Source organism: Xanthobacter albus (genome assembly GCF_043194895.2).
In the GTDB taxonomy this organism is placed as follows: domain Bacteria; phylum Pseudomonadota; class Alphaproteobacteria; order Rhizobiales; family Xanthobacteraceae; genus Xanthobacter.
Window position 1 is genome coordinate 3,510,068 of the sequence record NZ_CM195532.1, and the last position, 14,362, is coordinate 3,524,429.

A 14,362-nucleotide genomic window follows, 5' to 3' on the forward strand; every position below is an offset into this window, starting at 1 on the left:
AGCAGCCCAAGCCTCAACGACCCGCAGTGCGGGTGGAGCGTCAGATGTCAGCGGAGAACGGTCCTATGAAGCTCGTCGCGGGGAATTCCAACCGCGCGCTGGCGGAAGCTATTGCCGCCTATCTCGCCACCCCCCTCACCAAGGCTGTGGTGCGTCGCTTCGCGGACATGGAAATCTTCGTCGAGATCCAGGAGAACGTGCGCGGCCAGGATGCGTTCGTGGTGCAGTCCACCTCGTTCCCCGCCAACGACCATCTCATGGAGCTGCTCATCATCATCGATGCGCTGCGCCGTGCCTCCGCCAAGCGCATCACCGCGGTCGTGCCCTATTTCGGCTATGCCCGGCAGGACCGCAAGCCCGGCCCGCGCACGCCCATCTCCGCCAAGCTGGTGGCCAACCTCATCACCCACGCCGGCGCCGACCGGGTGATGACGATGGATCTCCACGCCGGCCAGATCCAGGGCTTCTTCGACATCCCCACCGACAACCTCTACGCCGCCCCGGTGATGGTGCGTGACATCAAGGAGCGGTTCGAGCTCTCGAACCTGATGGTGGTTTCCCCGGACGTGGGCGGCGTGGTGCGCGCCCGCGCGCTCGCCAAGCGCATCGATGCCCCGCTCGCCATCGTCGACAAGCGCCGCGAGCGCCCCGGTGAGAGCGAGGTGATGAACGTCATCGGTAACGTGGAAGGCCGCCGCTGCATCCTGGTGGACGACATCATCGATTCCGGCGGCACCCTGGTGAACGCCGCCGATGCCCTGCTCGCCCGCGGCGCCAGCGAGGTGCACGCCTACATCACCCACGGCGTGCTCTCGGGCGGGGCGGTGGCGCGCATCACGGCCTCCAAGCTGAAGGAGCTGGTCATCACCGACTCCATCCAGCCCACAGAGGCGGTGCGCGTGGCGCGCAACATCCGCGTGCTCTCCATCGGCACCCTCATCGGCGAGGCCATCGCGCGCACGGCGCACGAGGAATCGGTCTCCAGCCTGTTCGACTGACGTTTCCGCCGGCGTGCATGACGTAGCGGAATAAGATTAGAACGATTCCAAGCGTCATCCGCCGGTCATGGGACATGTGGAGGGTGCGGCGTCCTCGATCAGACGGCGACCCCTCCCATGCGCATCCGCTCCCTGGCCCTTGCATCCACCGCAGCCTTCATTCTTGCCAGCGCCGCATCCGCCGGCGCGGCCGAGCCGCCGGCCCCGAAGCCGGGCCTGGAGAAGGTGGGGCACATCGTCGTGCTGTTCCTGGAGAACCGCAGCTTCGATAATCTCTACGGCCTGTTCCCCGGCGCCAATGGCATCGCCTCCGCCGGCGACACCGCTACCCAGACCGACCGCGACGGCAAGCCCTATGACCAGCTTCCCCTGGTCATGAACGTGAACCTGAAGCCCGCGGTGGTCGACAACCGCTTCCCCGACAACCTGCCCAACAAGCCCTTCCGCGCCGACGCCTACGCCGGCCTGGAGCAGACCACCGGCGATCTGGTGCACCGCTTCTACCAGCAGCAGGAGCAGATCAACGGCGGCAAGATGGACCGCTTCGCGGCCATCTCCGACGCCGGCGGCCTCACCATGAGCTATTATGACGGCGCCCGCCTGCCGCTGTGGCGCTACGCGCAGAAGTACACGCTGGCGGACAACTTCTTCCACGCGGCGTTCGGCGGCTCGTTCCTGAACCACATGTATCTCGTGTGCGCCTGCGCGCCCGAGTTCAAGGCCGCGCCCGAGGGCATCCGCGCCGTGCTCAATCCCGACGGCACCCTCAAGAAGGATGGCGCCGTGACGCCGGACGGCTATGCGGTGAACACCATCTATTCCACCTACACGCCCCGCCCGGCCGCCGCCAACGACCCGGCGAAGCTGCTGCCGCCTCAGGAGGCGGCCACCATCGGCGACCGGCTGAGCGAGAAGGGGATCGCCTGGGCCTGGTACTCGGGCGGGTGGAACGACGCCATCGCCGGCCGGCCGGACATGTCGTTCCAGTTCCATCACCAGCCCTTCGCCTATTTCAAGGCCTACGGCGACGGCACCGAGGCCCGCGCCCAGCACCTGAAGGACGGCGTGGACTTCATCGAGGCCATCAACAACGGCACGCTGCCGCCGGTCTCCTTCTACAAGCCCATCGGCGTCGCCAACGAGCACCCCGGCTACACCAGCGTGCTGGCCGGCGACCGGCAGGCGGCCGACATCATCGCCATGATCGAGCGCAGCCCCATCTGGAAGGACACGGTGGTCATCGTCACCTATGACGAGAACGGCGGCTATTGGGACCACGTGGCGCCGCCGAAGGTGGACCGCTGGGGCCCGGGCATGCGCATCCCCACCCTGGTGATCTCGCCCTTCGCTAAGAAAGGCTTCGTGGACCACACCCTTTACGACACCACCTCGGTGCTGAAGCTGATCGAGACCCGCCACGGCCTCGTGCCGCTCAACGAGCGCGACGGCAAGGCCAACGACCTCACCGACACGCTTGAGCTGAACTGAGGCCTTCGGACCAGTCTTCGACGGCGCCGAGCGGGTTCGCTCGAACGCCGCGCGGGCGCAACGGATACCGCGGGCCCCGGTCTTCGACCGGTGCCAAGCGGGTCCGCTCAAACGCCGCGCGAGCTCAGCCGGCGGTCCCCACGGCGGGGGCCGTCTTCAGCTCCAAAGCCCAAGGCGCCGCCGCCAGCCGCGCGGCCAGCACATCCACCACCGCGGTCACCCGCGCCGGGCGCAGGCCGCCCGGCGGCATCACGATGTTGAGCGCGAGGTCCGGCATGGACCAGCCCGGCAGGGCCGGCTCCAGCCGGCCGGCGGCAAGGTCCTGCCACACCATGAACTCCGGCTGCACCGCCAGCCCCAGCCCGGCCAGCAGCATCGGCGTGAGCGCATCGGCATTGTTGGCCCGTAGCGGCCCCGCCGGCGTCACCGTCGCCGTCTCTCCCGCCCCGTCCACGAAGCGCCAGCGGTCCGGCACTGGCAGGTAGGCATAGCCCAGGCACGCATGGCCTTCGAGGTCGCGCGGGTGGGCCGGCCGCCCGTGGCGCGCGAAATAGGCCGGCGCCCCCACCAGGATGCGCCGCACCGCGCAGATGCGCCGGACCTTCAGGCTTGAGGACGGCAGGGCCGCGATGCGCAGGGCGAGGTCGAACCCCTCCCCCACCAGATCCACCACAGCGTCGCTCAGGTGCAGATCCACCGAGAGCCGCGGAAAGCGCGCGATCAGCTCCGGCAGCAGCGGCGCCACGTGGCGCAGGCCGAACGACATGGGCGCGGCGATGCGCACCACGCCGTGCGGCTCCACCGACTGGGAAACCGCCTCGGCCTCGGCCGCCTCGGCCTCGGCGACGAGGCGTGCCGCGCTCTCGGCGGCGGCGCGCCCGGCGCCCGTGAGGGAGAGGCGGCGCGCCGTGCGGTGCATCAGCCGCGTGCCGAGGCGCTCCTCCAGCCGGCCGATGGCCTTGGAGACGGTGGCCTTGGACAGGCCCAGCTCGGCCGCGGCGCGGGCGAAGGAGCCCGCCTCCACGACCTTGGCGAAGATGGCCCAGCCTTCGAGATCCGGCAGGCGGTGGGGTGCGCGATCGGAAACCATGAGTTTCCATTGTTTCCATTTTTGCTTCCGATATTCAATGCCATATTCGCCGCAGTCCAAACGCGGACACCGAACAGCCCGTCACCGAACGGGCGGAGAGGAGTTCACCATGATCGAACTGCGTCCCTTCGACCGCCTGGGCGGCGCCGACCACGGCTGGCTCGACACCAAGCACCATTTCTCCTTCGCCGACTATTTCGACCAGAACCGCGTCCACTGGGGCAACCTGCGGGTGTGGAACGACGACGAGATCGCCGCCGGCACCGGCTTTCCGCTCCATCCCCACCGCGACATGGAGATCATCACCTATGTGCGCGAGGGGGCCATCACCCACCAGGACGACCAAGGCAACCGCGGCCGCACCGAGGCGGGCGACGTGCAGGTGATGAGCGCCGGCACCGGCATCCGCCACTCCGAGTACAACATGGAGAAGGGGCTGACGAAGATCTTCCAGATCTGGATCATCCCCGAGGAGCGCGGCGGCGAGCCCCGCTGGGCGGCCCAGCCGTTCCCGAAGGGCGAGCGTTCCGGCCGGTTCGTCACTCTCGCCAGCGGCCGCAAGGGCGACGAGGGCGCGCTGATGATCCGCGCCGACGCCCGTCTGGTGGCGGCGACCATCAAGGCCGGCGACAGCGCCACCTATGCCGCCGATCCGGGGCGCCACCTCTATCTCGTGACCGCCCGCGGCGCGGTGGAGGTGAACGGCATCCGCGTCAGCGAGCGTGACGGCGCCGCCATCCGCGACGAGGCGGCTGTGACCGTGAAGGCCCTGGACGACGCCGAGGTGATCCTGGTGGACGCCGCCTGAGCCGCCCGCCTCAGGGCTCACCGAAAGGAAAGGCCGCCCCGCTGTGCAGCAGGGCGGCCTTTCGCGCGGGATGGAAGGACGGGCCCTTCGCGCTCAGTCGATGGGCGACGGCGTCGCCATGTCGATGGGCTGCTCCGCCGTTTCGGCGACACGGCCATGAAGCGCCGCGTCGAGCTGCGCCTTGTCCAGGTCGTTCTCCCAGCGGGCGACGACGATGGTGGCCACCGCATTGCCGGTGAAGTTGGTGAGCGCGCGGCACTCCGACATGAAGCGGTCGATGCCCAGGATGAGGGCCATGCCCTCCACCGGCACCGAGGGCACCACGGAGAGGGTCGCCGCCAGGGTGATGAAGCCGGCCCCGGTGATGCCCGCCGCGCCCTTGGAGGAGAGCATGGCCACCAGCAGCAGCAGGATCTGGTCCCACAGCGACAGGTGGATGCCCACCGCCTGCGCGATGAACAGCGACGCCAGCGTCATGTAAATGTTGGTGCCGTCCAGGTTGAACGAATAGCCGGTGGGAATGACGAGGCCCACCACCGACTTGCCGCAGCCCGCGCGCTCCATCTTCTCCATGAGGGACGGCAGCGCCGCCTCGGAAGAGGAGGTGCCGAGCACCAGCAGCAGCTCTTCCTTGATGTAGCGGATGAGCGCCAGGATGGAGAAGCCGTTGTAGCGCGCCACCACGCCCAGCACGCCCAGCACGAAGATGAGGGAGGTGAGGTAGAAGGTGGCGATCAGCAGCGCGAGGTTCGCCACCGAGCCGATGCCGTACTTGCCGATGGTGAACGCCATGGCGCCGAAGGCGCCAATGGGGGCGGCCTTCATCAGGATGGCCACCAGCTTGAACATGGCCTGGGCCGACGACTGCAGCACGTGCATCACCGGCTCGCCGCGCTCGCCGATGGCGCCGAGCGCGATGCCGAACAGCACCGAGAAGAACAGCACCTGCAGGATGTCGCCGGACGCGAGCGCGCTGACGGGCGTGTTCGGGATGACCCCCATCAGGAAGCCGATGAGCGTCTGGTCATGGGCCTTGGCGGCGTAGTCCGCGACCGCCTTGTGGTCGAGGGTCCGGGGATCGATGTTGAGGCCGGAGCCGGGCTGGATCACATTGCCCACCACCAGCCCGACGATGAGCGCCAGGGTGGAGAAGGTGATGAAGTAGAGCATGGCCTTGCCGGCCACGCGGCCCACCTTGCCGAGGTCCCGCATGCCGGCGATGCCGGTGACGACGGTGAGGAAGATCACCGGCGCGATCACCATCTTCACCAGCTTGATGAAGGCGTCGCCGAGCGGCTTCATGTCGGCGCCGAGGCTCGGGTAGAAATGGCCGAGCAGGATGCCCGCGCCAATGGCGACGAGAACCTGGAAATACAAATGCTGATGGAACCTGCGAGGCGCCTGGGGCGCCGCCGCCGGGATCATGGGAGCCATGGACCGTTTCCTCCGCCGGCCTCGTCGCGCCTCTTGGGCCGGGCGACGTCGAAGCCGAATGGGTGATGCAATGCCCGCACGTTCGCCGTGCAGGCGTTCCTCTTCCGCAAGCACCGTGCCATCGCGCCGGCGCCGGGGCGAAGCCGGCAAACCATTGAAAAACCGTTAACGCGCCGCACCACCTCTCATCCCTCTCGACAGAGCGTGCATTCTGCCGCACAAATGACACCTCTATCTGTGCGGGTTTTCACACAATAAGGATCCCAAGGTCGCCGTGTCCGAGGTTCCGCACGAGGGCCCATCCCGCTCCGCTGCGTCCGTGGCATCCAGGCGCGAGGCGTGGCGCGGCCTGTTGCCGGTGCTGCTGGCGGTGGCGGCTGCGCTGGCCCTGCTGGCGGGGCTCGACCGCCTCGCGGTCTACGGCGCCAACCGCTGGGCCCTCGCCAAGGTGGAGGCGGAGGCCGCCTTCGCCGCCGACCTCAGGGTGACGGCGCTGCGCAGCGAGATCGAGAAGCAGCGCACCCTGCCCGTGGTGCTGGCCCAGGACCCGGACGTGCGCGCCGCGCTGGAGCATGGCGGAGACGCCGCCCTCGCCGCGCTCGACGCCAAGTTCCGGACCCTAGCGCGGGCCACCCGCGCCGGGGTGATCTATCTCATGAACGACGCGGGCCTGTGCATCTCCGCCAGCAATGCCGGCGAGCCGGGCAGCTTCGTCGGCTCCGACTATTCCTTCCGTCCCTACTTCACGCGCGCCATGGCGGACGGCGGCGCGGAGCACTTCGCCTTCGGCACCGTGAGCCTGCACCCTGGCCTCTATCTCTCGCGCCGGGTGGACGCGCCCGATGGGCAGCCGCTAGGCGTGATCGTGGTGAAGGACGAGTTCGACGCCATCGAGAACGACTGGCGGCGCCTGCCCGTGCCCACCCCCACCTTCGTCACCGATGCCCAGGGCATCGTCATCGTCACCAGCGAGCCGGAGTGGCGCTTCCGGGCGATAGCCCCCATCGCGACTGCGGACAAGGCCGCCATCCGGGCGAGCCTTCAGTTCGGCGATGCGCCCCTGGAGCCGCTCGCCTTCACGCCCCTCGGGGATCACGGCCGGCTGGTGGAGGTCACCCTGCCCGGCACCCACGCGCCGCGCGTCTTCATGGAGGCCCGGTCTGCGGTCCCCACCACGAGCTGGACGCTCAACGTGCTCGCCCCCACCGCCCAGGCGGTGAACCTCGCCGCCACCGCCAGCCGCTCCATCGCCTTGCTGGTGGGGGTGGTGGGCATCGGCATCGGCGGCCTGTTCCTGGCGCGGCGCACCCGGCGGCAGAAGGAGAAGGCCCGCCAGCGCGAGGCCCGGCGCGAGCTGGAGGAGCAGGTGGAGAGCCGCACCGCCGAGCTCAAGAGCGCCAATGAGCAGCTCAAGGCGGAAATGGTGGAGCGCCGGCGCGCGCGCATCGCGCTCGAGGCCCTCCAGGAGGAGCTGGCCCAGGCCACCAAGCTCGCCATGCTCGGGCAGATCGCCGCTTCCATCGCCCATGAGGTGAACCAGCCCGTGGCCGCCATCCGGGTGTTCGCGGACAATGCCCGCACCTTCCTCGACCAGGGCCAGGCGGAGGCCGCCGGCACCAACCTCTCCACCATCGCCGCCCTCACCGAGCGCATCGGCGCCATCACCCAGGAGCTGCGCGCCTTCGCCCGCAAGCCTGCGCGTGAGATCGGCCCGGTGCCGGTGGCGGAAGCGGTGAAGGGCGTGCTCGGCCTCATGGGCTACCGGCTGCGCGAGCATGACATCGCCCTCACCCTCGACATCCCGGAGGACCTTGTCGCCCGCGCCGATCGCGGCCGGCTGGAACAGGTGCTGGTGAACCTCATCCAGAACGCCATCGAGGCCATGGCGGACCGGCCGGACCGGCGCCTGCGCATCAGCGCCGCCCATGCCGACGGCGCCGTCACCCTCGCCATCGCCGACAACGGGCCTGGCGTGGCGCCGGAGGTGATGGCCGCCCTGTTCATGCCCTTCACCACCACCAAGCCTCACGGCCTGGGGCTCGGGCTGGTGATCTGCCACGACATCCTGCGCGAGTTCGGCGGCTCCCTCGCGGCCGAGAATGCCGGCGGCGCGCGCTTCATCATCACCCTGCCGGAGGCTTCCTGATGGATGTCGCCTTCATCGACGACGACGAGGTGCTGCGGGCCGCCAACGTGCAGGCGCTGATGCTGGCCGGGCTGACGGTGCAGCCGTTCGCCTCCGCCGAAGCCGCCCTCGACGCGCTGGACGAAGGCTTCCCCGGCGTGGTGGTGAGCGACGTGCGGATGCCGCGCATGGACGGCCTCGCCCTGTTCCGCCACCTGAAGCGCATCGATCACGACCTGCCGGTGATCCTCGTCACCGGCCACGGCGACATCGCCATGGCGGTGGAGGCCATGCGCGAGGGCGCCTATGATTTCCTCGCCAAGCCCTACCCCATGGACCGCCTGCTCTCGGCCGTGCGCCACGCGCTGGAGAAGCGCCGGCTGGTGCTGGAGAACCGGGAGCTGAAGCGCCGCGCCGAGGCCGCCGGCGACGATGAACCGCTGATCGGCATCGCCCCCGCCATGGAGCGCCTGCGCCAGATGCTGCGCCAGCTCGCGGATGCAGACGTGGACGTGCTGGTGGAGGGCGAGACCGGCGCCGGCAAGGAGGTGGTGGCCCACACGCTCCACCGCTGGAGCCGCCGTGCCACGCGCCCGCTGGTGGCGGTGAACTGCGGCGCGCTGCCGGAAAGCATGATCGAGAGCGAGTTGTTCGGCCACGAGGCCGGCGCCTTCACTGGGGCGGTGAAGAAGCGCGTGGGGCGCATCGAGCACGCGAGCGGCGGCACGCTGTTCCTGGACGAGATCGAGGCCATGTCCCCCGCGCTGCAGGTGAAGCTGCTGCGGGTGCTGGAGGCGCGGGAGGTGACCCCCCTCGGCACCAACGAGGTGAAGCGGGTGAACCTGAGGGTGGTGGCCGCCTCGAAGATCGACCTCCTCGATCTGGTGCGGAAGGGGGAGTTCCGGGAAGACCTCTATTACCGCCTGCACGTGGCGACGGTGCGCATTCCCCCGCTACGCGAACGGCGCGAGGATGTGCCCCTCCTGTTCGGTCATTTCCTGAGCCGCGCCGCCGAGCGCTTCGGCCGAGAGCCGCCGCCTCTGACCGCCGCCGCGCGCCGCCACCTCGACACCCACGACTGGCCGGGCAACGTGCGCGAGCTCGCCCATTATGCCGAGCGCGTGGCCCTGGGCCTCGCCGGCGGAGAGCCGGAGCCTGCGTCTGGCCTGCTGCCGGAAGTGCCGGCCGAGGCCGCCCCCTCCCTGCCGGAGAGGGTGGAGGCGTTCGAGGCGGCCGAGATTCGCGGCACACTGGCCGCCACGCGGGGCGATGTCCAGGCCGCCGTGCGTGCCCTCGGCATTCCGCGCAAGACCTTCTACGACAAGCTCCGCCGCCACGGCATCGACCAGGGCAGCTACCGCCCGGAGAAATGAGCGCGGGCTTGAGCATGTCGGTCATCCGCCCAGCCTTCGACCCGCACCGGTTCAGTCCAGGCCAAGCCTCGCGCGGCGTTTCAGCGAAGGTTCGTGCGGCTCAGGCTCCGGCCTTCGGTGTCACGCCTCGGGAGCACCAGCCTCGCCCGGCGGCACGGCGGTGTCGGATTCCACCTCGCCCTTGCGCTGGAGCCACAGCATGACGAGCCAGCATAGGGCGGCCCAGCCGGCGCCCAGCATCCAGCCGCCCAGCACGTCGGTGGGCCAGTGCACGCCCAGATAGATGCGGCTGATGCCGACGATCACCGTGAGCACCGCCGCCACCATGAGCAGGAACACCTTCACCCGCGTGCGCGCCTGGGTGCGGGCGAGCAGCGCGCCCAAGGTGAGGTAGACCACCGCCGAGAGCATGGCGTGGCCGCTCGGGAAGCTCTGGGTGTAGACGGCCATGCCGTGGGGCACGAGATCCGGCCGGGGCCGGTCGAAGCCCCATTTCATCACCTGCGACAGCGCCGTGCCGCCCGCCACCGAGACCGCCACCAGGAGCGCCGCGTGGCGCTTCTGCGTCATCATGAGGAACGCGAGCACGACGATGGTGAGAAGGGTGAGCACGCCGGTGCTGCCGAGCGCGGTGAAATCGCGCATCATCTCCTCCACCCAGGGCGGGCCGAGCGGATCGGAGAGGTTCTCCGGGTTGCGCAGGGCCAGCAGGATGCCCCGGTCGAGGCTGCCGGTCTCGTGATCCATCACCTCATCGGCGATCTTCACGAAGGCATAGAGCGCGCAGGCGGCGAAGGCGAGCGTCGCCAGCGTCACCCGCTCCATGTGGCTCACCGAGGCGAGCAGGCGGCCGATGACGGGAAAGGCTTCGAGGCGGCGGCGGCCGCGGCTGAGCAGCGAGATCATGCGACAGGCTTGGCGCGGGCTGCGGCCGGCGTCAATCACCGCCGTGGCACTTCCGTCATCTCTCCGTCACGATTGATCCCGCGCCCCGGGGGCCGGCCGGGCCTTGCCCTTCCAGCCCGGGCCTGCCATCTCACGGCCCATGATCGCCGCCCCGCTCCGAGCCGCCCCCATCGCCCTCTATATCGACGCCGACGCCTGCCCGGTGAAGGAGGAGGCCTACAAGGTGGGCTGGCGCCACGCCGTGCGCATCCTTGTGGTGGCCAACGCGCCCATCGCCGTGCCCGCCCACCCGCTGGTGGAACGCGTGCTGGTACCGGCGGGGCCGGACGCCGCCGACGATTTCATCGCCGCCCGCGTTGCGCGCGGGGACGTGGTGGTGACCGCCGACGTGCCGCTCGCGGCCCGCTGCGTGAAGGCGGGAGCGGACGTGATCGCTCCCACCGGCAAGCCCTTCACCACCGATTCCATCGGCATGGCGCTCGCCACCCGCAACCTGATGGACGATCTGCGCTCCGCCGGCGCGGTCACGGGCGGGCCGAGGCCCTTCTCCGCCCGCGACCGCTCGACCTTCCTCGCGGCGCTCGACCTCGCGGTGGTGCGGCTGAAGCGGGCCGGCTTCGCCACCGGCCTCGAAAGCGCAATCCGCCCGGAACAGGACTGAGGGGTGCTCGAACTCCAGGCAGTTCGGCGGCTTTGGCAAGCCTGGTTCAGGTATGAACCGCCCCAACTGCGCATCAAGAAAGGACCGGCGAGGCCCTGAAGCCGATCACGGCACCGCCGCCATTCGCGAAGGGGATGTCGCCCGAGAGCATACGATGAGTTTCGTCGGGGAGGAGCGTGCCTTGGGTGGCCCGACAGCATGCCTCCCGGTGGGATCGCGGCGCGATAGAGCCCGCCCGCCGTCTGCCCGTCGCCTCTGCCTCTTAAGGCTTCCCACCTCGCGCGGAGACCGTCGATTGAGGACCCGGACCATGCCGCCCACCCGGCCCCAATTGCAGCCGCGTTCGGATGGCTTGCTTCTACCCTAAGGCCCTGGCGCAGATATCGCCATTTCCAGAACGGAGGCGGAACATACTTCGGGATTTTTCCGGGACTTTCCCTCACCAGCAGGAGGAAAAGGCACCGCTTTCGTTCGCGAAATGAGCGCCCTTCCCCCGGCACCCATGCCGCCATATGGCGCATTCAAACATATGAAATCATTATATTTTCTGGCGGAAGGGGTGGGATTCGAACCCACGGTGGGCTTGCACCCACGGCGGTTTTCAAGACCGCTGCCTTAAACCACTCGGCCACCCTTCCTGCGCGCGGCGAACCACGAGCCGGCGACGCGCTCTTACCAAATGCCCATTGCTCTCGTCGAGTACCCCGACGTTTCAGCAAGGCTTCAAGGACGACCAACCCCACGTTCGAGCCATGGAACGGACACGCTCTGTTTACCATTTCGTCGCGTCCGCCCCAATTCCGCCGCCTTTCATCGCCTTCCTTGCCCAGCGTGCGGGGTGTTCGACTGCGCCGCGTGGGGCTTGTGTCCGGCGTTCATATGCGCCATGGCATGGGTTCTGACTGGGATAGCGAGAACCGGGGGCAAGCCGCGGATGAGCAAAAGGCGCGCGTCGAACGATCTGGCGGTGGCGCGGGGGCAAAACCCGGCGGCCACTGGTGAAGCCTCTTCGTGGCGTGGGCTCGCTCTTTTGGCCGGATGCCTTCTTGCCGGCCTCTCGCTCGCGGGCTGCAGCTCCGTGGAATCCGTCGACGGCAAGCTCGATCCGACTTACGGCGTTGAAGTGAGCCCCCGCGTGGTCGCGGATGGCGAGCCCGTTCCCAAGGGCGGCGGGCGCTACAAGATCGGCAAGCCCTATCAGGTGGCCGGCAAGACCTATGTTCCGGCCGAAGATCCCAATTACGTCGCCGAAGGCACCGCCTCCTGGTACGGTCGCGACTTTCACGGACGCATGACCGCGAACGGCGAGGTGTTCGACATGGCGTCGATCTCCGTCGCCCATCGCACGCTGCCGATGCCGAGCTATGTGCGTGTGACCAATCTGGCGAACAACCGCTCCATCATCGCACGTGTGAACAATCGCGGACCGTACACCAAGGGGCGCCTTGTCGACGTCTCCTATCGCACGGCCGAGCTGCTCGGTTTCGCGAAGTTCGGCGTTGCGCGCGTGCGGGTCGAGTATGTGGGCCGCGCCCCGCTCGATGGCTCCGACGACACCAAGCTGGCGATGACCCTGCGGCACGACGGCTCGCCGGCGCAGGCACCGGCTGATTCCGGTGTCATGGTCGCTTCCGCGAAGCCCTTTATCCCGCGGGTGCCGGAAGCGATGCCTTCCACGGCCACGGCTGAAGCCCCCCTGCCCCTGAGCCGGCCCTATGACCTGGGAACGGCTGAGGCCGAGGTTGCGGCGGTGGAGGAAGAGGCTGCTCCGGCACGCACCGCCCAGGCGGCGCCGTCGAAGCCGGCTGCGAGCTCCGGAAGCGGAAAACCCACCGCCAAGACGGCAGCCAAGCCCGCGCCGACGCGCGTCGCCACGAACACGCATTCCGTGGCGGAGGTTGCAGCAAGCGTGCCGCAGCCTCGCCCCGTGAACGTCGCCGCGAATGGCTGGAATACCGGCGCCGCGCCGGTGAGCGGCCTCGGCTTCGCGGGCGTTTCCTCGGGGAACTGATCCCTCGGCCGACTCGCGCTGTTCGAGACAGGCAAGAAGCCCGGCGTGGCTCGTCTCGCCCGGCAGGCGCCGCTTACCGCCCGCGGCGGAAGTGACGCAGCGAGGGCCGAGACTTTCAGAATGGGTCGAAAATCCAACGCGCGCTGCCACGACATTCACGCGTGAACTGTGCTAGTGAGCGCCGCGTCACAGCGGGGCGCGGCGCGCGCCGGGCGGGCTATGGGCCCTGGAATGCCGCACCCCTCGCTCACAATGGCCCTTCTGGATGTCATGACGCCACCACTCGCAGATACCCCGCCCTCCTGCCGGCACGCCGCCGGAACCTCCAAGGGAGGCGCCCGCCCGGCGGGCATGTCGTCGCGAGAAAAATGGCGCTGAAGGCGGGCGCCGACCATGCCGGGGCGCGTGAGCGCAGCGTCGCCGGCGCGCAAGCATCGTTGGGAGAGCCGCTCTCATGCGCGTTCTGATTACCGGCACCGCCGGCTTCATCGGCTTCCATCTGGCGAAGCGCCTTTTGGAGGCCGGTCACGAGGTCGTCGGCTTCGATGCCATGACCCCCTATTACGACATCCGCCTCAAGGAAGCGCGGCACGCCATCCTCGGCGACTTCCCGGCGTTCAGGCCGGTCGTCGGGCGGCTTGAGGATGCGGATGCGCTGAACGCGGCTGCCGATGCGGCGCGGCCGGAGATCATCGTGCACCTCGCGGCCCAGGCGGGGGTGCGCTACAGCCTCGAAAATCCGAAGGCCTATGTGGACTCGAACCTGGTCGGCACCTGGAACGTGCTGGAAGTGGCGAAGCGCTGGGAGGTGCGCCATCTCCTGAGCGCATCCAGCAGCTCGGTGTACGGCGCGAGCCACAAGGTGCCCTTCGAGGAGAGCGACAAGGTCGATGAGCCGCTGACGCTCTATGCCGCCACCAAGAAGGCCGGGGAGCTGATGGCGCACAGCTACGCCCACCTGTGGAAGATCCCCACCACGGCCTTCCGCTTCTTCACGGTCTACGGCCCCTGGGGCCGGCCCGACATGGCGCTGTTCAAGTTCGTCGCGGCCATTCTGAAGGGCGAGCCCATCGACATCTACGGCGAGGGCCGGATGCGGCGGGACTTCACCTATGTGGACGATCTCGTGGAGGCAGTGATCCGCCTCATGCCGGTGGCTCCCGATGAGGCCAATCGCGTGACGCGGGACGGCGTCGGCGACACCCTTTCGCGGCAGGGGCCCTATCGGGTGGTGAACATCGGCGGCGGCCAGCCGGTGGGTCTCCTGGCCTTCGTGGAAACCATAGAGGCCGCGGTGGGCACTCCCGCCGTCCGCCGGATGCTGCCCATGCAGAAGGGCGACGTGCCGCAGACCTTCGCCTCCCCTGCCCTGCTGGAAGCGCTCACCGGCCATGTTCCGCGCACCACCGTGGAGCAGGGCGTGAGATCGTTCGTCGCCTGGTACAGGGACTACTACCGGGTGTGACGG

Annotated in this window: 11 protein-coding genes and 1 tRNA gene; 8 read left to right on the plus strand and 4 right to left on the minus strand. The window is 69.0% G+C overall.

Annotation, left to right across the window (positions count from 1 at the left end; translation table 11 throughout):
• The first annotated feature begins 44 nt into the window (after positions 1-44).
• Both V5F75_RS15805 and V5F75_RS15810 read left to right on the plus strand, forming a co-directional pair.
• Positions 45-998: a ribose-phosphate pyrophosphokinase gene (locus V5F75_RS15805; protein ID WP_394033740.1), complete on the plus strand. Its 954-nt coding sequence runs from the start codon at positions 45-47 to the stop codon at positions 996-998.
• Between the two features lie 117 nt (positions 999-1,115).
• Positions 1,116-2,486: an alkaline phosphatase family protein gene (locus tag V5F75_RS15810; protein WP_394033741.1), complete on the plus strand. Its 1,371-nt coding sequence runs from the start codon at positions 1,116-1,118 to the stop codon at positions 2,484-2,486.
• A gap of 124 nt (positions 2,487-2,610) precedes the next feature.
• Here the strand turns inward: V5F75_RS15810 and V5F75_RS15815 are convergent, their stop codons facing one another.
• The gene (locus tag V5F75_RS15815; protein ID WP_394033742.1) at positions 2,611-3,576 is read right to left on the minus strand and encodes a LysR family transcriptional regulator; all 966 of its coding nucleotides are present in this window, start codon (positions 3,574-3,576) and stop codon (positions 2,611-2,613) included.
• 109 nt (positions 3,577-3,685) lie between these two features.
• Here V5F75_RS15815 and V5F75_RS15820 point away from each other — a divergent pair, with 109 nt between their 5' ends.
• Positions 3,686-4,384, plus strand: coding sequence for a pirin family protein (locus tag V5F75_RS15820; protein WP_394033743.1), 699 nt, complete (start codon positions 3,686-3,688; stop codon positions 4,382-4,384).
• Between the two features lie 93 nt (positions 4,385-4,477).
• Here V5F75_RS15820 and V5F75_RS15825 read toward each other — a convergent pair whose 3' ends face one another.
• Positions 4,478-5,818, minus strand: a complete 1,341-nt coding sequence (locus tag V5F75_RS15825) for a dicarboxylate/amino acid:cation symporter (RefSeq protein WP_394033744.1) — start codon at positions 5,816-5,818, stop codon at positions 4,478-4,480.
• Between the two features lie 319 nt (positions 5,819-6,137).
• Here V5F75_RS15825 and V5F75_RS15830 point away from each other — a divergent pair, with 319 nt between their 5' ends.
• The gene (locus tag V5F75_RS15830) at positions 6,138-7,964 is read left to right on the plus strand and encodes a sensor histidine kinase (RefSeq protein WP_394033745.1); all 1,827 of its coding nucleotides are present in this window, start codon (positions 6,138-6,140) and stop codon (positions 7,962-7,964) included.
• Complete coding sequence (locus V5F75_RS15835; RefSeq protein WP_394033746.1) at positions 7,964-9,316, plus strand: sigma-54-dependent transcriptional regulator; 1,353 nt, start codon at positions 7,964-7,966, stop codon at positions 9,314-9,316. Before V5F75_RS15830 ends, V5F75_RS15835 begins: the two co-directional genes overlap by 1 nt.
• A gap of 120 nt (positions 9,317-9,436) precedes the next feature.
• Here V5F75_RS15835 and V5F75_RS15840 read toward each other — a convergent pair whose 3' ends face one another.
• On the minus strand, positions 9,437-10,222 hold the full coding sequence (locus V5F75_RS15840) for a phosphatase PAP2 family protein (protein ID WP_394033747.1): 786 nt from the start codon (positions 10,220-10,222) through the stop codon (positions 9,437-9,439).
• A gap of 139 nt (positions 10,223-10,361) precedes the next feature.
• Here V5F75_RS15840 and V5F75_RS15845 point away from each other — a divergent pair, with 139 nt between their 5' ends.
• On the plus strand, positions 10,362-10,883 hold the full coding sequence (locus V5F75_RS15845; protein ID WP_394033748.1) for a YaiI/YqxD family protein: 522 nt from the start codon (positions 10,362-10,364) through the stop codon (positions 10,881-10,883).
• A 548-nt stretch (positions 10,884-11,431) separates the two neighbouring features.
• On the opposite strand, the gene V5F75_RS15850 is transcribed toward V5F75_RS15845, so the two are convergent.
• A tRNA-Ser gene (locus V5F75_RS15850) sits at positions 11,432-11,521 on the minus strand.
• Between the two features lie 296 nt (positions 11,522-11,817).
• On the opposite strand from V5F75_RS15850, the gene V5F75_RS15855 reads away from it, so the two are divergent.
• Positions 11,818-12,894, plus strand: coding sequence for a septal ring lytic transglycosylase RlpA family protein (locus V5F75_RS15855; RefSeq protein WP_394092769.1), 1,077 nt, complete (start codon positions 11,818-11,820; stop codon positions 12,892-12,894).
• A 454-nt stretch (positions 12,895-13,348) separates the two neighbouring features.
• Complete coding sequence (locus V5F75_RS15860; protein ID WP_394033750.1) at positions 13,349-14,359, plus strand: NAD-dependent epimerase/dehydratase family protein; 1,011 nt, start codon at positions 13,349-13,351, stop codon at positions 14,357-14,359.
• Positions 14,360-14,362: the final 3 nt, after the last annotated feature.

What these genes read in the sequence shown, in the direction of transcription:
- V5F75_RS15860 (WP_394033750.1), top strand. Translation starts at nt 13,349, where the DNA reads ATGCGCGTTCTGATTACCGGCACCGCCGGCTTCATCGGCTTCCATCTG.
- V5F75_RS15840 (WP_394033747.1), bottom strand. Translation starts at nt 10,222, where the DNA reads ATGATCTCGCTGCTCAGCCGCGGCCGCCGCCGCCTCGAAGCCTTTCCC.
- V5F75_RS15815 (WP_394033742.1), bottom strand. Translation starts at nt 3,576, where the DNA reads ATGGTTTCCGATCGCGCACCCCACCGCCTGCCGGATCTCGAAGGCTGG.
- V5F75_RS15810 (WP_394033741.1), top strand. Translation starts at nt 1,116, where the DNA reads ATGCGCATCCGCTCCCTGGCCCTTGCATCCACCGCAGCCTTCATTCTT.
- V5F75_RS15855 (WP_394092769.1), top strand. Translation starts at nt 11,818, where the DNA reads ATGAGCAAAAGGCGCGCGTCGAACGATCTGGCGGTGGCGCGGGGGCAA.
- V5F75_RS15825 (WP_394033744.1), bottom strand. Translation starts at nt 5,818, where the DNA reads ATGGCTCCCATGATCCCGGCGGCGGCGCCCCAGGCGCCTCGCAGGTTC.
- V5F75_RS15820 (WP_394033743.1), top strand. Translation starts at nt 3,686, where the DNA reads ATGATCGAACTGCGTCCCTTCGACCGCCTGGGCGGCGCCGACCACGGC.
- V5F75_RS15845 (WP_394033748.1), top strand. Translation starts at nt 10,362, where the DNA reads ATGATCGCCGCCCCGCTCCGAGCCGCCCCCATCGCCCTCTATATCGAC.
- V5F75_RS15835 (WP_394033746.1), top strand. Translation starts at nt 7,964, where the DNA reads ATGGATGTCGCCTTCATCGACGACGACGAGGTGCTGCGGGCCGCCAAC.
- V5F75_RS15805 (WP_394033740.1), top strand. Translation starts at nt 45, where the DNA reads ATGTCAGCGGAGAACGGTCCTATGAAGCTCGTCGCGGGGAATTCCAAC.